Below are 20,093 nucleotides of genomic sequence, written 5' to 3' on the forward strand. Positions count from 1 at the left end.
CTCCTTAACTTTTAAGCTGCTACGCTTGTTTTAACAGGCAGAATCTGTACTGCTTCTTTAAGCACGAGTTTGCCGTCTACACGCTCTTTAGCAACGAAACCTATCATGCCGTTTCCAGCGAAAAGTTCGGTAAGCTCTTTAAACGAGCGTGAACCACGGTCGCCAATGTTGTAGTACGAGTAGTCGCCAAAAGCCACCATGTTTTCAGGCGCGTAAGCAGACGTGTATACCGGGTATCCGAGAATCCTGTTCGGCTCATCATCTTGGTATGAAGGCTGCCAAACGTACGCGCCATTATTGTCTTTAAGTTTTCGTATGCTCGCGACTGTTTTATCGTTCATAATAAAACTCGCGTTTTTACGGTATGGTCGCCTCAAAGCGTGAACAAGATCAATCAGATCATCAGTTTTAATACCGGCAGTTTCTTTAAGGAACGTACCACCGTCTTTCTTGTTGAAAATACCAGTTGGTTTTCCAACACCATCCCCGTTAAGAAAAGCGTCTTCCTCAGCGTTAGCTAACGCCATGCCGAAGGATGTGAGAATATGATTCTCGAGATTAAATGCATTATCATGCAAGAGTTCTTCAGTAACTTTTACCGCAACGTGAAGCTTATGAGCGTCAAGCAGGATTTGTGCGAACTTGGAATCACCAAAGTTAAGGCTTGCGCCTTCTTCAATCCAAGCCGCCGCAGGATCGCTCATCGCAATATTAATCTTATGCTCTCCGCTAGTAGTAATTGTGGTGGCAAGAACACGCATAATGTTTTCTTCTTTTAACGTTTCAATCAGACGATTATCGTATTCTTCCGGCACAAGATACCCGCCGTCAGCGTCCACGCCTTCCTGCAACACGTTATCGACTCGTTTAAAATTACTTCTAAGAGCTGTAAGCATTGCCTGCTTATACTCGTCACGCGCACGAACTTGTTTTTCAGGCTTCACACCTGTTTTCATAGGTTTTGCAACAATCGCCTCTGATGTTGGTTTTGAAAGCTCTTTATCCATTTTTTCCATCTGCTCCAAGCGCTCAATTTCCATACTATAAGCTTTCACTTTCGCTTCCATCTCATCGTAAGTTTTCGCGTCTTCTTCTGAAATAAGCCCGTCCTTGTCACGTTTAGACTCAAGGAAAGCTTTCGCACCCTGCCAAGCCTTATTACGTTTCTCAACCATGTTTGAAATAGTGTTCATCATGTTTACCTCCAATTTTTGATTAAAAAAAGACGATCCATAAGATCGTCTGCACTAATATTGTTTGTTTCCTTACCGCTTATCCGGCAGGCTTTAGATATTTTTTCCAATAACGTGTTTTGCACGCTTGCTTTCGAATACAATGTTGAAACCTGTGGTATGCCAATATCAGTGGTTTCACCTCTAGTTAAAACACCGTCAGCGAACCCGAGTTCTACCGCCTTGTTAGCATCCATCCACGTTTCCGAATCCATTAAATGCGACAGTTTCACACGGTTAAGCCCTGTTTTAATCTCGTAAGCGTTAATAATGGACTCTTTGACCTCATCAAGCATTGATATTGCTTTTTCCATTTCGTTTCTGTTGCCAAAAGCAACAGTCATAGGATTATGAATCATAAGCATTGACACCGGGCTCATATAAACCTTTGTGCCAGCCATCGCAATAACCGAGGCCGCCGAAGCCGCAATACCATCAATCTTTACCGTCACACAACCCTTGTAATCCATGAGCATGTTATAAATTTGTGCCGCAGCCACACAATCGCCGCCAGGCGAGTTAATCCACACGGTAATATTTCCACTACCAGCGTTTAACTCGTCTTTAAAAAGTTGTGGTGTAATATCATCATCAAACCATGATTCTTCAGCAATCGTACCGTTAAGAAACAGTGTCCTCTCCAAAATCTCATTATTCTCACTGTTTTCCTTCTGGTTTTTCCACTGCCAAAACTTCCTCATTACCTTGTTCCTCCTTTCCGCTACTGTTTGCGAACGCTCCCGCACGGTTAAGTGGGAGCATGTTACCGTTAATCAAATACAAGTCACCACCCTCACAGGCGGGAATCTTATCCAAGTTTTCTAACTGTCTAATATCGTTTGCGCTCATCCAACCGTTTTGACGAGCGGTAGCATAACCATTCATACGACTCTGATAGTCTCCTCGAAGAAGACCATCCACGTTAAACTTTACATAATAGGTTTCTTTCTCCTTATCAGTAAAAAGCCGCCTCGTAATAGACTGTTCAAAACGCGTCACCCAAGGATCCAGCGTGTATTTCACAAACTCCAGCGACTGCTGCTCAATATTAGAAAAACTTGATTTTTCCAAATCACCAACCATGTGTGGTGGGACTCTAAAAATACGAGCGATCTCGTTAATCTGAAACTTACGAGTTTCAAGAAACTGTGCTTCGTTAGGCGAAATAGAAATAGGCGTATACTTCATGCCTTCCTCTAAAATCGCTATCTTATGCGAGTTAGAACCCGAGAACCCCTTATTCCAACTATCCCTCATAGCAGACGGATCTTTCACTGTACCGGGGTATTCCAAGATTCCGCTTGGTGTAGCACCGTTAGCGAAAAACGATGCACCATACTCTTCCGTAGCTATCGCCATACCGATAGCGTTTTTTGCCATCGCAATAGGCGAATAGCCAACAAGACCGTCAAAACCAAGACCGGGAATATGAAGCACGTCAAAAGGTTTAAGTTTCACACTCGTTTCTTTACCCGCTAAAACATCACTATCATTTACCGTATACTCGTAAAAAATTTGACCACTCTCATCACGGTCAACTCTCATACGATCAGGCATTAAAGGGTATAAGCCTAAAACCTCGCCTTTACCATTTCGAATAATCTGCGCGTAAGCATTACCCCATAACAGTAGATGCGTCATCAAGGTTTCTCTAAACACGAAGCTTGTCATTTCAAGATTCGGCTCATCATGAAGCACCTTATACAAAGGATGTTTAACCGCTTTAGCCGTACCCGTACTCGTCCGCTCATACACGTGAAGCGGCAGACTCGCCACAGCCTCAGAAAGGATACGCACACACGAGTAAACCGCCGTCATCTGCATCGCTGAACGCTCATTCACCCTCTTACCGGATGAGGACGTACCCATTAAGAAACGATAACCGCCGCCTAACATCTTGTTTTCAGGCTTATCTCTGCTCTTAAAAATCTTACTGAAAATGTTCATACGCACCTCCTTACATGAATAGGATTCCTCGAGCGTCATACACGCTTTGAGTGTTCGTATTACCGCATCTGATAGCACGGTCAAGCGCCATGATGGTTGCGATAGCACCGTCTATTTTCTCGGTTGATTTTTCCTTATCTGCCTTAATGTTTCCTGCAGGATCTGTCCTAATAAATATGTTGTCCATGTTCCAGCGAAGCACCGGATGCCCAGAGTGTGCGATTTTCTGTTCGAGTGTAAGCTTCATAAGCTCCTTGGTAGGCGGACTCATATCCTTGAATCCTTGTCCGAACGGAACCACGGTAAACCCCATGTTTTCAAGGTTTTGCACCATTTGCACTGCGCCCCAACGGTCGAAAGCAATCTCACGAATATTGAAACGTTCACCTAATGTTTCGATGAATCTTTCAATAAACCCATAGTGAACAACGTTTCCTTCCGTAGTTTTAATAAACCCTTGTTTTTCCCACACGTCATACGGCACGTGATCTCGTTTCACACGTAAACTCAAGGTTTCTTCAGGCACCCAAAAATATGGTAGGATACGAAACTTATCCGACTCATCTAAAGGCGGAAACACAAGCGAAAAAGCCGTAAGATCGGTAGTGCTTGAAAGGTCAAGACCCCCGTAGCAAACCCTGCCCTCGAGTTCTTCCTCGTTCACCTGAAAACCGCAAGCATCCCATTTTTCCATCGGCATCCAACGAATAGACTGTTTCACCCACTGGTTAAGACGAAGCTGACGGAAAGCATTCTCTTCACCAGGATTTTGCCGAGCTGACTCGAAAGCAGCTTTAACTTTCTCCATTTGAACCGTAACCCCAAGAGAAGGATTAGCTTTCTTCCACACCTTCGGATCAGTCCAATCATCCGAATCTTTTGCACCATAAATCACGGGGTAAAAAGTTGGATCAATTTTCCTACCCTCGAGAATATCCACTGCTTTCTGATGCGTCTCATAGCAGATTGAATGCGTATCCGTACCGGCTGTGGTAATCAGAAAATACAGTGGCTGCATGCGAGCATCCCCGGAGCCTTTAGTCATCACGTCAAAAAGTTTACGGTTTGGCTGCGTGTGAAGCTCATCAAACACGACACCGTGAATGTTAAACCCGTGTTTAGAGTACGCTTCAGCCGACAACACTTGGTAGAAACTGTTAGTTGGTAGGAAAATAATACGTTTTTGCGAAGCTAAAATTTTAACCCTACGATTAAGAGCCGGGCACATTCTAACCATGTCCGCCGCCACATCAAACACGATTGTTGCCTGCTGACGGTCCGCCGCACAACCATAAACCTCGGCTCGCTCCTCATTATCCCCACAGCATAAAAGCAATGCTACTGCAGCGGCAAGCTCACTTTTACCCATTTTCTTAGGTATTTCAATATACGCGGTATTAAACTGACGGTAACCATTCGGTTTCACCACGCCAAACAAGTCTCTAATAATCTGCTCCTGCCAGGCTAGGAGCTTAAAAGGCTTACCAGCCCACGTTCCCTTCGTGTGTGTTAAACATTCGATAAAACTTACAGCATAATCCGCAAGCTCTTTACTATAGGTTGAATCTTCTTTTTTAAACTTAGTAACCTCGTATGCTTGCAACTTAAGCTCCTCCTTTCTTTAGGCATAAAAAAAGACGCTTACTTGCGCCCTTTCAAAGAAAAAGCAGTAAACCTTCCGATTTACCGCTTTAAACTATCAAGATAAATTTTCGAATGATATTTCATCCTAAGTTCTTTATTTTGAATTTTTCGTCCTCACTATTCCTTCTATGAAGCCAATCTTCGATATAAAAGCCTACCAAAACGACAGCCTGCAATAACGAAGAAAAAGCGCCAAAATTCACTGAAAATGGGATGGATACAGCAATCGTAATAATCCAAACTGCACCAGGTATAATCCATTTATTTGCTTTTCTGCTTTTAACAACGTAAATTTCAAGTCCGGCTAAAACAATGCCCATCACTAAATATAGAAGCAATAACTCTCTATTCATTTGCTTGTCTCCTTTCATTGTATTTATCAATCAGTTTCTTCGTAGTTTCATAATCATATTTATCTTGCAAAGCTAAAGACTTAATGAACTTCACGTACGGGTCTTCATCCACCTCCATAAGCTTTACCTTTTCAATTAACTGATTAAGATTACTTCTGATTATGTGGTAGGAGCTATCATAATAGTCAGCCATGCTCTTCAATGATCCAGACGATAAAATGAACTGCTTAATAAATGCTATTTCATTATCATCGAGATTAAAGATCCAATCATTCTTCATAAGCACGCTCCTTTCTCCCTTACATTAACACAATTTCTAATAATATTCAATAATAAGCTTTTATTTTCAACTTTATTCAACTATCAATTTAATTTTATTTTGAAAAGCGTACAACAATAACCCAAACATAAAAAAAGACGCCTTCAGCGTCCACATCATTTCTTAGTTTTTCTTAACGAGAAACAGGGCCTTAAAAGCCCTGCTGCTTTTAATAAAACTTCAGTTTTTAGTTTCTAGCATCGAGGATCATTTCTAAAGCCTCATTTGCAAGCTTGCTTGTTGGCATAATATCCCAGCCTCTATCGTAGTTTGCGATAACCTTGTTATTGTTTTTCAAAGTAAGCTTGGAAATTCTTCCCTGGTTAATCCCATATTCGCTTGGCTCTTCAAAAACCTTCATGCTGTAGCTTACAACCTGATCTTCTACTTTAAGCGTATCTTGTTCCCACATGGTTTTTCTCCTTTGTTTCTGTGCTTTTTGCTAGTACTATATATCACTCTAAAAGCACATAATAGCAAGTCATAAATGAGAAAAAATCGCAGGTAATTCCACGATTTTTCTTTGTTTTTCGCCAATTCTTCTTTTAGTTTCTTGCCTGTTTAATCACTTGGTAGGCTTTTTGAATATCCTTGTCCAAGGTTTCAGCATCCGCAAACAGTTCAAACTCCGTATCGTTTAGTTTTCCTTCGCTTACCTTCCAAAGCTCCTCGTGAGCTTGCATGGCACAGGTTTTTGATGTTTGCGCGATATCGAGCATGCTGATAGCCGAGCTAATTTTTCCTTCTTCAGCTTTTTTGATTGCGTTTAAAGCGTAGCGTCTGCAGGCTTTAACTTCGCTTGTAAGTCTTTGTAAGGTTTCTTTTTTCATAGGTTTTCTCCTTTGCTTCTTTGCTTTTGCTGATACTATATATCACTCTAAAAGCACATATTATCAAGCAATAAATGGGATAAAACCGCTGGTATTTCCACTAATTATTGTTCTTACAAGTCGCTAATCTTTCGGCATTTATCCACGCCATAAACAACGCTTAGCCCACTTCCTGTTTCCCAAGAAACCATGATTGAACCCATATCATCAACACCTCGTACTCTGCCTTTAGTGCCGATAGGAGGTGCCTGAACATCATCCATTAAGATAAGCTCTACCACACAACCTATCGGATAAGTTTTTCTAAGCTTTTCAACCTGTTCTCTACTTAATGTTCTCATCATTCACATCTTTCGATTCTAAAAGCACATGAGCCTGCTAAACGGGAAAGCAAAATCTTTCTATCCTTTTTAAACTCATCTCCGATAAACCCGAGTCTAAGAAGAAAACATCTGAAAGCATACTTATCATTAACCGGCTTATGCTTAGTTTCATTCACATGTTTTACTTCCAAACTCATTTTGCAAAGAGCCAAAATAAGCTTCATGTAAGTATCCATACGGTCTTGGCTTACATCTTTAAACCAGGGAAAACTAACCGTTTCATCGTTTTCTTCTATTTCAAGGCTTGTCACATCGAGTGCTTTTTTAATTAAATCACCCTTGTTTTTGATGATTTTTCTAAGCTTTACCACATCCAGCTTATCTTTTGGAAACTCGAGTGTAAGCATGCGTGTGCTTTCATCTTGTGTTTTAGGAAGGCTTATACCATAGTCACCCTCAAGTATTTGTTTTAGATCCTTTAGGTCTTCATCATCCGTAGATGTTACTGTCCCAGTTTTACCAACGGTGAAAGGGCCTATCTTGTAAGCCATGCTGGGAGTTTTCAGATACGTGGCTTTAAGACCTGTTAAATCTTCTATTGCTTGTATGAGTGGTTTTCTTTTAGAACCTTTTAAACCATATTCTAAGCTCATTTTAATACCTCCTTTAGGTCTTTCCTTGTGTATATACATCACTCTAAAGAAGGTATTTAGCAAGTCTTATGTGCTTTCTTTTCCCTGAAAATAAGCGATATTTTCAAGAACGAAATACACGCAGGGAAGTGCCACGCCGTTGCCCCACATCTTGTATTCTGCCGAATCAGTGTGGGGATTTTTAAGCCATTTGATTATCTGATTTTTACTTTTCGACTTACAGGCGTTTGTGACTAGTTTTCGATGTGTTTCAAACACATCCTGCCAAAAGATAAGCTCTTCATCGCTTGGATTTTCTGTTTGAAGATTATCACACCAACAGTCAGGAAAGCCCTGCAGTCTTGCACATTCTTTCGGTGTTAAACGTCTAACCACATAGTGTTTATCCTCATTCATATCGTTTACGACAGGAGGATCTTTATAGTCACTTGCCACAAGCGTGTCTGTCATTTCCGCACGAGCGTTTGTGTGATGCGAGTTTTTACTCGTAGAGTACACTATTGCAAGACCACCTTGATTAGCTTCAGGGGAATTTAGCCCTGTGTTAATTGTTCTTGCCAGTTTCGTTTCATACACTTTAGCACGCTTGTTTTTCGTGTTGAGCGATGTTAGACGAACATCAAAACAGGTTTTATCACAAACCACAAAAGGCTGATTATTCCCACCAGTTCCAAACGTTGAAAGCACGGTTTGAGACACGCTAAGAGGTCCTTTATACCTTGAGTCCTGCCCGTGATTTTCAAACACGAGCGGTGGATGGTTTCCCACGCTTGCTGTAAGCGTGCCGCTTTTGTTTTCAAACACGTCCATTCTGCTTCCGCCCTGATCGTTTAAACAGTATCTTTCGATTGCATCACCAGTGCCTGTTTTAGAATATCCGGCAGTTTCTTGCCACGGCTTTCTGCTCGCCGTAAAATCCCCAGACAGGCTTTCTTGCTCAAATAATATTTTTCCGGCACTTTGTCCATCAAAATCTGCGACAAGAAAGATACGTTTTCTTCTCTGGGGTACTCCGAAGTATGAAGCATCAAGTACCCGCCATGCGAGTGAGAAATCTTCTGCCATGACAAGTCCTGCACTGCTCCATTTTTCAGGTCTAAGAGCATTAAACGTATGTCCTTTGACAGCACAGATTTCTTTGATAACTTTCTCGAAGTCTTCTCCTTTATTTGAGGAAAACGCTCCCGGAACGTTCTCCCAAACGATATATCTTGGTTTTTGTCCACCTGTTTTCCTCCTCATCTCTTTAATAATCCGAACCGCTTCAAAAAACAGGTTCGAGCGAGAACCGCTAAGACCTGCCCGTTTACCCGCAATCGACATATCCTGACATGGGCTTCCAAACGTGATAATATCAACCGCTTCCACAGCATCGCCTTTAATCTTTGACACATCACCTAAATGCTTAACATAAGGTAATCTTTTAGTGGTAACTCTTATAGGAAACGGCTCGATTTCACTTGCCCATAAAGGTTTAATCCCTGTAAGCGTAGCTGCTAAAGGAAAACCGCCCGAGCCATCAAAAAGGCTGGCGAGTGTAAGTGTTTTACTCATCGCCAGCCTCTTTCATCATTGCAATTGCCTGCTCGTAGCTATACTGTTTCCCATCTCGTATAAGAAGCACGTCCTTGGTTTTATCATCGTGAAACTTCATATACCGTTTAACCGCAACATCAATGAATTTAGGTTCAAGCTCCACTCCAAAACAAACTCTGCCAATCTGCTCGCAGGCTATAAGCGTGGACGCTGAGCCTAAAAACCCGTCTAACACAAGACTGTTTGTTTGCGTGCTTTGTTTAATAAGATAAGCAATCAGCGGCACAGGCTTACTGGAAGGATGCCCACAGCCTTCTTCCTTCGAGTTTTTAATCCCGTCGAATTCAAACACGGCTGTCTGTTTCTGATCGCCATACCACTTATGTTTACCGTCTTTACGCCAACCGTAAATAATCGGCTCCATATTAAACTTCCAGTCCGTTCGCATAAGTGGAGCTCTCGGCTTTTTCCAAATTAAACCAGCCGCCACTTTAAACCCCGCGTCCTCAAAAGCATCATAGAAAACACGCGCTTTCATGGTCGCGTAAAACTCGTAAATAGACGCGTCAGCTGCCATAGAGTTTTTGAAGTTGGTAAAAACTTTCATTAAAAACTCGTAGCCTTCTTTATCACTTAAATCATCATTTTTAATTTTCCCTGACGCGTTTTCAAGGTTCACGAAATAAGGTGCGTCCGTGCAAACAAGATTTACTTTCGTTTCACCCAGCAGTTTTTCAAACGTGGAAGAATCGGTTGAGTCCCCGCAAATAACACGATGCTTACCAAGCATCCATATGTCACCCGTTTTAGAAAAACACGGTTCTTCCAGCTCTTTTTCAACATCAAAATCATCATCACTCACGTCTTTATCAGCATCAAAAATACCGGACAGCTCCGCCTCGTCAAACCCGAGAAGATCAAGATTAAAATCAGCCCCTTCAAGCTCCGATAACTCGACTGCTAAAAGCTCACTATCCCAGCCGGCGTTAAGTGAAAGCTTATTATCCGCAATAATATACGCACGCTTTTGTGTTTCAGTTAAATGATTTTCTTTCACGCACGGAACTTTTTTAAGACCCAGTTTTAATGCCGCGGCAAGCCTGCCATGCCCTGCGAGAATCGTATTATCCTCAGCCACTAGAATTGGGGATAGAAAACCAAACTCGCGAATACTTGCCGCTATCTGAGCTACTTGCGCCTCAGAGTGCGTGCGAGCGTTTCTCACATACGGGATAAGCTCACTTACGTCAGCCAAATAATACTGCATTTCTTTTTCCATAAGCTTTCCTCCCGTTAGAAAAGACCCCAGCAAGCGAACTTTTCAAAACCACCCACCGAGTCAATGTAATCTTTCGCAATTTTCACAATCTGCGCATACGGTTTACCATCAACCATTTCATCCCCGATAGCACAAGAAAACTCAACCACCCGACCGGTTTCCTGTGCTTTCAAAAACGCGTAAATGTTAACCGACACGTCAGCTTTCGTAAGATCCTTACCATGAAGACCGCCGCCCGTGACAGAATCAGCCATGTCTGAGCCGAGTTTTCGGTTAACCGCTCCCGTATCCACGTTGATACCGCCCGTCCAATCACCTAAAGGATTAACAAACGCACTCGGATAGTCTTTCAATAAGTCTTCTCGTTTAGCGTGAGACTGGCAGATGATAAGCTTTTCACCATCAAGAACATACTTGCCGTCATACGGATACTTTTCATAAACCTTTCGAGCAATAGTAGAAAGTTTCTTCTGCTCAGCTGTTAATGGCACGCCTTTAAAAATCCCGTTATCGCCACAGCGAACCATACCGTTTTGGTTTTGGCTTAAATGCTTATCCTGCGGCACAACCGTAATATCAATCTTTACTTTCCCAGGACTTAAACGGTGGATAATATTTTTAATATCCTTAAACTTAAACATCACCGTGCTTTCAATAAACACGGCACACTTACCATGCCCGAGCATCACTTCAACAGCAATCTTAGGATTCTCATCAATCTTGTAAGCAAGATCAACAATTGCCCCGGCAATACGATCCGCAATCTTGTCCGGGTGACTTGGATTTACTTTTTCTATCATAATTTTTCTCCTTATATGTTTTTACGTGTTAAAAGCAGGCGTTCCATTAAATCGTTTTGAGGTGAAACACCATCAAACTCAGTCGAACAGTTTTCTTTCACAATCTGGAAAATCTCATTCCAAAGCCTGACTGCCTGATTCATGTAGTTAATACCAATGTTGATAAAAGGCGATGGTATCGGTTTTCCAGTGGTTGGATGCTTGGAAAGAAACCCGAGTTTACTGGTTACTTCCTCGCATTGAATCCAACGAGCACAGCTCATCGCATACCGTTCAATAAGAGGAGACGGCACTTTACTGCTAACACCAATGTCTTTTAGCCACTTCCATGTTTCTTCAAAAATTTCTCTAGCCTGAAGCTGAGTACCGTCTTTTTGCGTAGCGGATAAAAACTCGTGAGGCTGAGGCATTTCAGCACCTTCAAGCTCCGGAATATCAAGAACGCTTAAAGGCCTGCCACCGGGGTTTCCGTCATTCGCTTTTTCAACAACTGCTTTCTTCTTTCGCCCGGCACCTACGCGTCTGCCGCCACGACCGCCGATATTATTTGATTTTGTAGGCAAACTTTCCGCCTCCTTCCCGCATGAGTTTTAACTATTAAAAAATTTTTGTGTCTGATTTTGCCTATTACCCTTTTGAATATGCTGTTTTTGCACGCGAGACCCTGCGCCCGTTCCCCGGGGCATAGGTTTTTAGAGATTTTGACCGCCCCTGGGCATCATTTTGATTGCATTTGTTTCACTTTTGAAGTACAATATAGGCAGTAGGAGGTGCAAAACCATGGCTAAAACTGCAAACATTAACGTTCGTATTGAACCCGAAGTTAAACAAAACGCTGAAGATCTTTTTGGTAGCTTTGGTATCTCTGTAACAGATGCCATCAATATTTTCTTGCGTACATCCATTATGGAAGGTGGTTTCCCTTTCACAATCAAGCAACCAAGATTTAATGCTGAAACGCTAGCTGCAATGCAAGAAGCACGTGACATCATGTCCGGTAAGATTCAAACCAAATCCTATAAAACCACAGATGAGCTTCTTAAAGCACTCAATGCAGAGGATTAGGTTATATGCTTCAAATTCAAACAACATCCAAGTTCCGTAAGGACTATAAACGCATCAAAAAGCGAGGTCTTGATACCCATTTACTCAAAGAGGTCCTTGACAAACTCTGTGCTAGAGAAACATTAGACTTAAAATACAAAGACCACGCTCTTAGCGGATCCTACCAAGGATTTAGAGAATGTCACATCCTACCAGATTGGCTTTTAATCTACGCTGTCAACGAAGATGAGCTTATTCTCGTTGCTTCCCGCACAGGAAGCCACGCTGACTTATTTAACATGTAAATGACCATCTAACTTGAGATGGTCATTTTTGTTATGCCAGCGGTCTCCACGCTTAGCGTGAATTTTAGAGTGACAGCTTTTACAAAGAGAAATAAGATTCTCTCTAGCGTGCGTTCCGCCTTCAGCAATCGGTTTAATATGATGAACCTGCTCAACAGGCACAAGCATATGGTTCTTAAAGCAAAGCTCACAGAAAGGATGCTCTTTCACATAAGAATCTCTGACTTTCTGCCATGCTCTGCCGTAACGCTTGTGAGCATCATAAGGACGCTCGTATTTTTCGTAGCGTCTGTTCTCTTGTTTTAAGTGTTCCTCGCAAAACCTGCCGTCAGTTAGGTTCGGACAGCCTTGATAAGAACATGGTCTTTTAGGTTTTCTTGGCAAGACTCATCCTCCCTCGGGCATGAAAAAAGCCCTGAAAGATTAGTCTTTCAAGGCTTAGTATTTATAATTTTTGCTAAGTTTATAATACCATATAGAAGGCAGTGCCATCTCATGCCAAACCATGCCAAAGCATGCCAACTTTTCTCAATTTTTAGATTCGAATAGGGTTTTCAGGAAAAACAAGATGCTCTAACGCATTACCATGCCATCTGATAACTGTTCTGACACCTGCATGGAGTTCTTTACCAATATCCTCCCACGTCATGTTACTCATGTAACGGTAGCGTAAAATCATCTGCTCATCCATACTTTCAAGTTTAGAAATCACATCCAAAATCTGCTCTTTCAAACTGATAAGCAGCGTGATCTCCATGTTAATCTTTGCTTCTAAATCCATAACCCTTATAAGAGCTTTCACAAACGGAGCTTCTATACTTCGAGTCGTTTGCACATACTCTCGGTCGTATCTTAATGAAGAAACACTTGTAGCAAGCTCACGCAGTCTTACTACTTCATCCATGTCAGCCTTAATCCGCTTATCAAGAAGATAGGCTTGCCGTAAGTATTCTTTTTTGTTCATTCTTACCTCCATTTTGAGGTAAGTTCTCTCTAGAACCCCTTTCCCTCACTTCGTTAATTGATAGTCTTGCTTTAACCGACTCGATTAAAGCATCCTGCACTTTAGCCTTCATGCTTAAAGCCCTCATCACGTCTTCATCAATCGTGTCCTTAGTGATGATGTGATGGATTACAACCGTGTCGGTTTGACCCTGACGGTTAAGCCTGGCGTTTGTTTGTTGGTAAAGTTCCAAACTCCAAGTCAGGGAAAACCAGATAAGTGTAGAGCCGCCAGCCTGTAGGTTAAGACCATGACCTGCAGAAGCCGGATGAATCAACGCTACAGGAATCATGCCGGCATTCCAGTCAGCAATATCAGCACTCGTTTTAATCTCACGCACGTTAAAACGATTCTTAATCCGCTCAAGATCATGCTTAAACCAGTAAGCTACAAGCACCGGTTTACCGTTAGCAGCCTCGATTAAATCCTCTAAAGCATCAAGCTTACGATCATGAATATGAACGCTTTCTTTACACTCGTTATAAACCGCGCCGCCTGCCATTTGAAGAAGCTTATTTGAAAGAGACGCTGCGTTAATCGCATCAATCTCTTTACCCTCCAACGACACCACCATATCTGCTTTAAGCTCATCGTAAAGTTTTCGCTCCTTACCGGATAACTCTACTTTCACCTCGTTTATCACACACGCAGGCATTTTCAAATAGTCTTTCGACTTCATCGAAATCGTAATATCAGCTATCTGCTTATAGATTAAACTCTCAGCACCATCTTTAGGCTTATAAGAAAAAATCATGTGCTGGTTACGCTTATCAGGATTAAAAAAGTTCTGCCGATAATACGTAATATAGCGGCCTAGCCTTTGACCCATATCAAGCAGCCTAAACTCAGCCCACAAATCCATTAGCCCGTTAGAAGAAGGAGTTCCTGTAAGACCAACAATCCTTTTAACTTTCGGCCTAGCCTTCAGTAATGCTTTAAAACGTTTCGCCTGATACGATTTAAAACTTGAAAGCTCATCTATCACAACCATGTCAAAATTAAACGGCAGGCCACTTTTCATTATCAGCCACTCCACGTTTTCACGGTTAATAATATAAACGTGAGCAGGCGTTTTTAGTGCTTGAATCCGCTCCTTCTCACTACCCGTTACCACAGAATAAGTCAAGTGTTTTAAATGCTCCCACTTTTCTAACTCTAAAGGCCACGTAGTGTTTGCAACCCTAAGAGGAGCGATAACAAGAGTTCTGGAAACATCAAACGAGTCAAGCATCAGGTCGTTAATCGCTGTAAGACTTATCACACTCTTACCAAGTCCCATTTCAAGCAAAACCGCTGAAACCGGGTGTGTAATAATAAAATCAGTCGCATACTTTTGATACTCATGTGGCTCGTATCGCATCAATCACACCTCCAATCTGACTCTTCTCATCAACCACGAAAACCTTAAAACCTAAAGCCTGTAAATCCTTCATCCGTTTCACCTGTAAAACTCTAGGCTTTTTACCTGGTGCTTTAAGCTCGACAAAACCAATCTTGCCGCCATGAAGTAAAACTAGCCTGTCAGGAAGCCCGTCAACGGAAGGACTGGTAAGCTTTAAACAAAGTCCTCCCGCAGCTTTGACTTCACGGACGAGTTTTCGCTCAGTTTCCTTTTCTCGTAAAAAGCCCATCAGATACCTCTTTTGCCATCTCAATGATTTTCTTATCAACTTCGTTTCTTGGCTCATCGGAAACATCGCCGTAAAACACGTCAATATAGTGATTGTTTAATTGTGGGTGATCTTTGAACATGTTGTCCTCAGCGTGTGAGGATACTTCATCAATCATGTTCATGGCTTTTAGCAGTCTGTCTTGGTCTTTCGCTAAAAGCACCGGGCTGATATCGACCACTAATTGGCTAATCAGACTCTTAGTCAGTCGCATTGTTGCTCCTGCTTGCTTGTAGGTTTCTACTGTTCTCTCTTGTTTGTTAATCATGGTTTATTCCACCTTTCTCAAATCTTATTTTTTATCTATTGAATAGAGTTGTTTCATTCGTTTATTTTGCCCCGTTTACATCAGGCGAATGTTCTTTGTGTAGCCATGTATGCTTTAGACCCATCTTTTACTTTTCTCTATATACACTTATATTTCTTTTATTTTTTTCTCTTATATAAAAAGTAAAGAAAAAGGGTACACTATAATACAAAAACCTTATTTATCAGGCTTTTCTTTCTTGAAAGCGTGCATGGTAGCGTGTAGGCAACGCCTATTTTCGTGTATGAAAAAATCTCATAGAACTTTTCTCTTTGAACCCGGTTTTTACCATACGAAACGTTTGCCTACACGCCTATACATTTTTCAGGAAGTATCTTTCAGTTTTACCGTGCTTTACATCAAAGAAAATCCTCCTGTGCCTGCAAATTCGGATTAATGGAAAGCCCACACCACTGGTAGCCTTTACCCGTCCGTTTTTTGCTATAACCCGCTAACAGTAAAGCCTTAGAAAAATCCCTATCGTTTCTAACATATTCACCGTTAAGGTTTGCCCACTGACGGTAAGACAAGTAAAGACTCCTACTCATCTCCGTTTCATTCACACCCTTAATGCAATAATCAGTAATGAAATGGCCTATCCAGTCGTTTTCAGCCCGATAAGCGTCCTTAGCCTGCTCTACCACCTTACAAGTAGGGAATTTATAACTGTTTTGGATATAAAGCTTGGCTCCTTCAATCATCCATTGAAGTATTGCACCACCTGCTTTTCGCAAAAGTTCATCAACATAGTCTGTTTTCGGATTCTTGATTTCTTTCGTAAACGGTGCAACAAAGATTCTCCGCCACGTTCCCTTATCGTTTGAACCGACCTTCGGAAGATGGTTCGTGTAGAGAATAGTTGAGTGGCTTGGTGTAAACGTAAAAGGAGCATAATATTTCCTCTCAGCTGAAATATCATCCACGCTTGCTATCTGTTTCAGCATGGAAATAGAAAGCCTTTGTCCTTCCTCGGTTTCCGAGGCAAGAATAAACCTTTTACCGCAAAGCTCCGCTAAATCCACCTTCACGTTTTTAGCCCGAGTAGTTAAAGACTCTGCAGGTATTTTCCCCGCATAATCTCCAAGCACATGTGCTTCCGCGTTAAACACGGTCGACTTACCGTTGCCGCCTGACCCGTACACTAGCAAAAGCGATTCTTCAAACACTTGACCTATAAGCGTACTACCCGCATGGCTTTGAAGAAATGTCTGAAACTCTTTATCGCCTGCGGTAACCATATCAAGTGTTGTCTGCCACAATCCCATGTTCTCCTGTGAAGGACAAACAGCGGTCATTTTCGTACAGTACGAACACGGATCATGTGCTTTTAGCATGCCTGTCTTTAAATCCACGATTCCGCAAGGCGTGTTTAGAATGAAAGCATCACGGTCCAGTTCTTCGTTTGCAACTTCCAGCATGGATTTAGCAAGCTTCAATATCCCGGACACTTTGCTGTGATCATTCATCTTCTTAGCAAACGAAAGATACTGTTTTGCCTGATTCACTTCACTCTTTGCTTTATCCGCCTGCTCTTTATCACCTGATGATTCGGCTTGAATGAACTGTTCGTAAGCTGTCTTAAACTCAACACCGGCATTTTTCAAAACCTTTTTAGCAATAAGCATGTAAAGTTTCATAACTTTAAGCTCAGACGCTTCCCACTTCTTTCCCGTCCAGTAAAGCCAGCCGGCAGACATCGTATAAACAGCCTTATTCTTGTTATGTTTGGCAAAAACCTCAGCCATCGCAATATCCGTTAAATCATCCGGCTTATACTCCTCATAGCTTTTGCCATACTCGCTAGGCGGAATATAACCTTCCTGACTTGCTACTTTAAGCCCGAACTTTTTAGCCGAATACCAGATTTTAGATAATTCTGCGTCAGGCAAAGGAGGATTACACCTCTCAGCTTCACTCAAAAACTTCTCATGCGCTTCATCTGTCGCCCCATAACGTTTGATGAGTTTTCCGGCAATATGACTAAGCCTAGAGTTTCTCTGCCCTGATGGTATTTCTTCTGTTCCTGCATCAAATTCACCAAAAGCTTCTTCCGAGAGAAAATCAGTGATTGTTTTTTCACCCTCATAAAGTTCTACCAGCGGAGTTTTAACACCGTAGAGGAAACGTGCCGCATCAAGAGCGTTGCTGTCAAAATACGGGAATACTGATTGAATCCTTGTTTTAAGCTCCACATAAGCTTTAGCATCGCTTACTTCTTCAATTGGAAAATAAACGTGAAAACGTGGTCTTGCACACTTCCCATGCTTGTCTTTCATGTGGTTTCTACTATAAGACGCGTAAAAGCACACGTTCGGAAACGCTAAAGCAATATCAAAAGGCGTCACCCAGTCTTTACCAACATCAGAATGATCGTTATCACAGTCCATCGGAATACAGGTAGATGAAATGAAATTATCTTTAGACCGATAACTGTTAGTAAACTGTGCTGTGACATGGTCAAAAGAGATAGCCTTATTAAAACTATCTCGATCACAGACTTTTATTTCGTCAGGATACAAGCAGTTACTACTGTTTCCCACACAGGAAGCTGTATAAATTTTGCATTCAAGCATCAATATTCACCCCCTAAATCCTTATCCGTGAAATACTTAATCGGCTGTTTTCGTTTTTCTGCCAGATTGATTTCTACTTGCATGCCGCCTGTGATTTTTTCTCCGAACACCCATAGTTCGTTGCACTTGCCTAAGAGGATAATGTCCATAAACATCGCATCCCCTCTATGCTTTTGATTCTCATCATCCATGAACGGGAAAAGCAGGTGTGGAGTGATGGGGATTGCTCCGCGTGAATACGCGTAAGCCGCACACCGAATAGCGTGACTCACGTTTCTTTCCTTATCTCCACGGTAGGGAGCACAAATGTAGACGATAGGCTTAAAATTCGGTGTCGTTTCTAAATGCTTTTTATAAGACTTACTCATCTTTAGCCTCCTTATCTATCTTGGTTAAATACCATTCAAGCTGGCGTTTTCTAGCTTGGAAATCTGGTGTTGAGATAAGAAGACCTGCATCAATTTTCTGCAAACGATCAATTAGATACATTTGCCCTGATGTGAGGTAAGGACGTATGCTTTGCCCTTTCTCAAGGCCGTTTGTTTCTCTTACTTGTTTTGCAGGCATCCCTAAAACAAGACGGTTGATCATGTCGCACTCGTTGCTGTAGTGATAAGCTTTCGGGTGGTCATAAACAAGACTTATATTTTCTGTAAGAACCGGAAACATCTCTCTTGCAGACACAAGGGTTGTTATGAAATCTTCCATCTTATTGAACTGCTTAATATAGAGCTCCTTGAACTTCATTGCTTTAGGACCTGTATAGCCCATTGCTAAAATGGTGAATCCATCTCTGGTTAGCAAGTAACACGGGAGCTTTCTGCCTGTTGAATCCTTATAACTACTGAGCTCAAAGTTGAGTTCAGTAAATTCTTCACTGAGCCCAGATTTGGGCTCAGTTATTGCCTGGATATCACGAATCACATGAGAATGCCTTTTTTCAAAGAACTGTGCGATAAATCGGCTGTCTACTCTGGCGGTGTTGTTCTTGTCAGCCATAATGCCGTAATTATTCATTGGAATCATTGCTTGCATGGTGAACACCTCCCTTTAATCTCTGCGATAGCTCGCTAACTGAATATTGAAGTTCTTTGATTTGCTGATTTTGAATCTTGGCCATCAGCTCTAACTGTTCAATTCTTTTCTTGATTGTCATCTACATGACCTCCTTCGGATTATTGGAGGAATTGGTTCCTCCTATGAAGTAGCCACGGCGGATGCCAAAATCTGACGCTTTTTTGAAATTCTTTACTAACTTTTTCTCAGCGCGCTTCAGCTTATGTGTAATGTTGTTAGCCAAGCGATCCACGGCTTTTTTGTAATCAGCCTCTGTTTCAAACGCATCATGGCTAAGCATGGATGCAGCTTTTTCGTTAATCGCCATATTCCTAATACGGACAGCCATAAAAAGATCCGCCACATCCGGCTTTAAAATCGAGTAAACAAACGACTCTACTGCCCTATATTCTTCTGAAGCTTTAATCTGATTTACTGTTTTGAAAAAGATGCCAGAGTCTCTAACATCACTCATGCAAGACTCATAATCATCGGTTTCCTCACCGTCGTCACCGCTGTAAGGCTTAATAAAACCTTTATGCCTCTCATATTTATGCAGAGAGTTATACTCGGGACGGTTAAACTCAACATCTACCTTTTCTTGTGCTCTTTTCTCAAACTCTTCTTCGCTTTCATCGGGAAGAAGGTCGATATTAAGCCACCCTTTAACCTCATCAAGCTTGAGGTCGAATGTTGTAAAATGCTTGTCACAACGAACTCGAATTTTCATAAAAAATCCTCCATCTGATTTCCGATGAAGGAATTTCTTGAATTCAGCTCAAATAAGGCATGACAAAACACCACAAGCTAGAATGAAGAATTCCTTCATCTTGACTTGCAGCTGCCTTATTCGGTAAGACTGCTGTACTTATTTAGTTGTTCTATGCGGACTCCGAATAATCCTTAGCTAAGGGATATTTCCGCATAGAGGTTGAGGCATATGCCTCGGCTGGTGCATTCTGATTGAATAATCAGACCTGCAATTACTTAGATTTTTTAGAGTGGTTACTTTCCACTTTTCTTTGTCTGTGCGAGAGCACTGCCAGCTACAGACTTAGCTGTCTTGCTATAGCGTCCGTCACGCATCACTTTGCTAGCCTTGGAAGCTACTCGCTTCGAGGTCTGCTTAGTATTCTTTTGCATTTTCATCACCTCCTTTTCGCATCGTCTTTTTACGAAACGAAAGGTTCTCTTTTAAGAGCCATTCGTGTATAATAAA

Annotated in this window: 27 protein-coding genes and 1 pseudogene; 2 read left to right on the forward strand and 26 right to left on the reverse strand. The window is 41.8% G+C overall.

All coding sequences use genetic code 11. From position 1 onward, the window contains the following. Positions 1-11: 11 nt before the first annotated feature. The 15 genes and pseudogenes from HXT26_RS03800 to HXT26_RS03870 form a co-directional block, all read right to left on the reverse strand. Complete coding sequence (locus tag HXT26_RS03800) at positions 12-1,196, reverse strand: phage major capsid protein (protein WP_422111904.1); 1,185 nt, start codon at positions 1,194-1,196, stop codon at positions 12-14. Positions 1,197-1,198: 2 nt separating this feature from the next. Beyond that, positions 1,199-1,933 (reverse strand): head maturation protease, ClpP-related, encoded by a 735-nt coding sequence (locus tag HXT26_RS03805; RefSeq protein WP_410309509.1) that lies wholly within the window; start codon positions 1,931-1,933, stop codon positions 1,199-1,201. Continuing rightward, on the reverse strand, positions 1,890-3,179 hold the full coding sequence (locus tag HXT26_RS03810; RefSeq protein WP_422111905.1) for a phage portal protein: 1,290 nt from the start codon (positions 3,177-3,179) through the stop codon (positions 1,890-1,892). Before HXT26_RS03810 ends, HXT26_RS03805 begins: the two co-directional genes overlap by 44 nt. A gap of 10 nt (positions 3,180-3,189) precedes the next feature. Next, positions 3,190-4,782, reverse strand: a complete 1,593-nt coding sequence (locus HXT26_RS03815) for a terminase large subunit (protein ID WP_422111906.1) — start codon at positions 4,780-4,782, stop codon at positions 3,190-3,192. Positions 4,783-4,903: 121 nt separating this feature from the next. Beyond that, entirely contained in the window at positions 4,904-5,176 is a 273-nt protein-coding gene (locus tag HXT26_RS03820) for a hypothetical protein (RefSeq protein WP_103043221.1), read from the reverse strand. After that, positions 5,169-5,294 (reverse strand): SHOCT-like domain-containing protein, encoded by a 126-nt coding sequence (locus HXT26_RS03825; protein ID WP_422112103.1) that lies wholly within the window; start codon positions 5,292-5,294, stop codon positions 5,169-5,171. The genes HXT26_RS03820 and HXT26_RS03825 overlap by 8 nt, the downstream gene beginning before the upstream one ends. Positions 5,295-5,357: 63 nt before the next feature. Beyond that, positions 5,358-5,456: pseudogene (locus HXT26_RS03830) on the reverse strand (hypothetical protein); the annotation flags it as partial. A gap of 226 nt (positions 5,457-5,682) precedes the next feature. Next, on the reverse strand, positions 5,683-5,907 hold the full coding sequence (locus HXT26_RS03835) for a DUF7678 domain-containing protein (RefSeq protein ID WP_004117088.1): 225 nt from the start codon (positions 5,905-5,907) through the stop codon (positions 5,683-5,685). Positions 5,908-6,040: 133 nt separating this feature from the next. After that, the gene (locus HXT26_RS03840; protein WP_422111907.1) at positions 6,041-6,325 is read right to left on the reverse strand and encodes a transcriptional regulator; all 285 of its coding nucleotides are present in this window, start codon (positions 6,323-6,325) and stop codon (positions 6,041-6,043) included. Positions 6,326-6,438: 113 nt separating this feature from the next. Further along, positions 6,439-6,666 (reverse strand): DUF4314 domain-containing protein, encoded by a 228-nt coding sequence (locus tag HXT26_RS03845; RefSeq protein ID WP_422112096.1) that lies wholly within the window; start codon positions 6,664-6,666, stop codon positions 6,439-6,441. After that, on the reverse strand, positions 6,666-7,301 hold the full coding sequence (locus tag HXT26_RS03850) for a virulence protein (protein ID WP_422111908.1): 636 nt from the start codon (positions 7,299-7,301) through the stop codon (positions 6,666-6,668). The genes HXT26_RS03845 and HXT26_RS03850 overlap by 1 nt, the downstream gene beginning before the upstream one ends. 66 nt (positions 7,302-7,367) lie before the next feature. Beyond that, positions 7,368-8,855: a DNA (cytosine-5-)-methyltransferase gene (dcm, locus tag HXT26_RS03855; protein WP_422111909.1), complete on the reverse strand. Its 1,488-nt coding sequence runs from the start codon at positions 8,853-8,855 to the stop codon at positions 7,368-7,370. Beyond that, on the reverse strand, positions 8,848-10,116 hold the full coding sequence (locus HXT26_RS03860) for a site-specific DNA-methyltransferase (protein WP_422111910.1): 1,269 nt from the start codon (positions 10,114-10,116) through the stop codon (positions 8,848-8,850). The genes dcm and HXT26_RS03860 overlap by 8 nt, the downstream gene beginning before the upstream one ends. A gap of 14 nt (positions 10,117-10,130) precedes the next feature. Continuing rightward, positions 10,131-10,916, reverse strand: a complete 786-nt coding sequence (locus HXT26_RS03865; RefSeq protein WP_422111911.1) for an S-adenosylmethionine synthetase N-terminal domain-containing protein — start codon at positions 10,914-10,916, stop codon at positions 10,131-10,133. Between the two features lie 11 nt (positions 10,917-10,927). Then, positions 10,928-11,479 carry a P27 family phage terminase small subunit gene (locus tag HXT26_RS03870; RefSeq protein WP_076002841.1) on the reverse strand — a complete coding sequence of 184 codons (552 nt, stop codon included), beginning with the start codon at positions 11,477-11,479 and terminating at the stop codon, positions 10,928-10,930. 217 nt (positions 11,480-11,696) lie between these two features. Here HXT26_RS03870 and HXT26_RS03875 point away from each other — a divergent pair, with 217 nt between their 5' ends. Together HXT26_RS03875 and HXT26_RS03880 are read left to right on the forward strand one after the other, a co-directional pair. Continuing rightward, the gene (locus tag HXT26_RS03875) at positions 11,697-11,981 is read left to right on the forward strand and encodes a type II toxin-antitoxin system RelB/DinJ family antitoxin (RefSeq protein WP_422111912.1); all 285 of its coding nucleotides are present in this window, start codon (positions 11,697-11,699) and stop codon (positions 11,979-11,981) included. A gap of 5 nt (positions 11,982-11,986) precedes the next feature. Further along, entirely contained in the window at positions 11,987-12,265 is a 279-nt protein-coding gene (locus HXT26_RS03880) for a type II toxin-antitoxin system YafQ family toxin (protein ID WP_422111913.1), read from the forward strand. Here the strand turns inward: HXT26_RS03880 and HXT26_RS03885 are convergent. From HXT26_RS03885 to HXT26_RS03935, 11 genes are all read right to left on the reverse strand, one after another. After that, positions 12,251-12,649, reverse strand: a complete 399-nt coding sequence (locus HXT26_RS03885; RefSeq protein WP_422111914.1) for an HNH endonuclease — start codon at positions 12,647-12,649, stop codon at positions 12,251-12,253. The two genes, HXT26_RS03880 and HXT26_RS03885, sit on opposite strands and share 15 nt — an antisense overlap. Before the next feature lie 151 nt (positions 12,650-12,800). Beyond that, positions 12,801-13,229 (reverse strand): RNA polymerase subunit sigma-70, encoded by a 429-nt coding sequence (locus HXT26_RS03890; RefSeq protein ID WP_422111915.1) that lies wholly within the window; start codon positions 13,227-13,229, stop codon positions 12,801-12,803. Then, entirely contained in the window at positions 13,189-14,628 is a 1,440-nt protein-coding gene (locus HXT26_RS03895) for an SNF2-related protein (RefSeq protein ID WP_422111916.1), read from the reverse strand. The genes HXT26_RS03890 and HXT26_RS03895 overlap by 41 nt, the downstream gene beginning before the upstream one ends. Beyond that, the gene (locus HXT26_RS03900) at positions 14,609-14,899 is read right to left on the reverse strand and encodes a VRR-NUC domain-containing protein (RefSeq protein ID WP_422112097.1); all 291 of its coding nucleotides are present in this window, start codon (positions 14,897-14,899) and stop codon (positions 14,609-14,611) included. Before HXT26_RS03900 ends, HXT26_RS03895 begins: the two co-directional genes overlap by 20 nt. Continuing rightward, positions 14,871-15,206, reverse strand: a complete 336-nt coding sequence (locus HXT26_RS03905; protein WP_422111917.1) for a hypothetical protein — start codon at positions 15,204-15,206, stop codon at positions 14,871-14,873. Before HXT26_RS03905 ends, HXT26_RS03900 begins: the two co-directional genes overlap by 29 nt. Positions 15,207-15,604: 398 nt before the next feature. Beyond that, a complete protein-coding gene (locus HXT26_RS03910; protein ID WP_422111918.1) occupies positions 15,605-17,818 on the reverse strand; it encodes a phage/plasmid primase, P4 family in 2,214 nt (737 codons plus the stop codon). Continuing rightward, positions 17,818-18,186 (reverse strand): hypothetical protein, encoded by a 369-nt coding sequence (locus tag HXT26_RS03915; protein WP_422111919.1) that lies wholly within the window; start codon positions 18,184-18,186, stop codon positions 17,818-17,820. The genes HXT26_RS03910 and HXT26_RS03915 overlap by 1 nt, the downstream gene beginning before the upstream one ends. After that, complete coding sequence (locus HXT26_RS03920; RefSeq protein WP_057002103.1) at positions 18,179-18,853, reverse strand: Rha family transcriptional regulator; 675 nt, start codon at positions 18,851-18,853, stop codon at positions 18,179-18,181. Before HXT26_RS03920 ends, HXT26_RS03915 begins: the two co-directional genes overlap by 8 nt. Further along, a complete protein-coding gene (locus HXT26_RS03925; RefSeq protein WP_180946766.1) occupies positions 18,828-18,974 on the reverse strand; it encodes a hypothetical protein in 147 nt (48 codons plus the stop codon). The genes HXT26_RS03920 and HXT26_RS03925 overlap by 26 nt, the downstream gene beginning before the upstream one ends. Further along, positions 18,975-19,604, reverse strand: a complete 630-nt coding sequence (locus HXT26_RS03930) for a hypothetical protein (protein WP_422111920.1) — start codon at positions 19,602-19,604, stop codon at positions 18,975-18,977. A 275-nt stretch (positions 19,605-19,879) separates the two neighbouring features. Then, positions 19,880-20,017, reverse strand: coding sequence for a hypothetical protein (locus HXT26_RS03935; protein WP_180947116.1), 138 nt, complete (start codon positions 20,015-20,017; stop codon positions 19,880-19,882). Positions 20,018-20,093: the final 76 nt, after the last annotated feature.

Source organism: Gardnerella sp. DNF00497B (assembly GCF_049262725.1).
Classification (GTDB): domain Bacteria; phylum Actinomycetota; class Actinomycetes; order Actinomycetales; family Bifidobacteriaceae; genus Bifidobacterium; species Bifidobacterium leopoldii.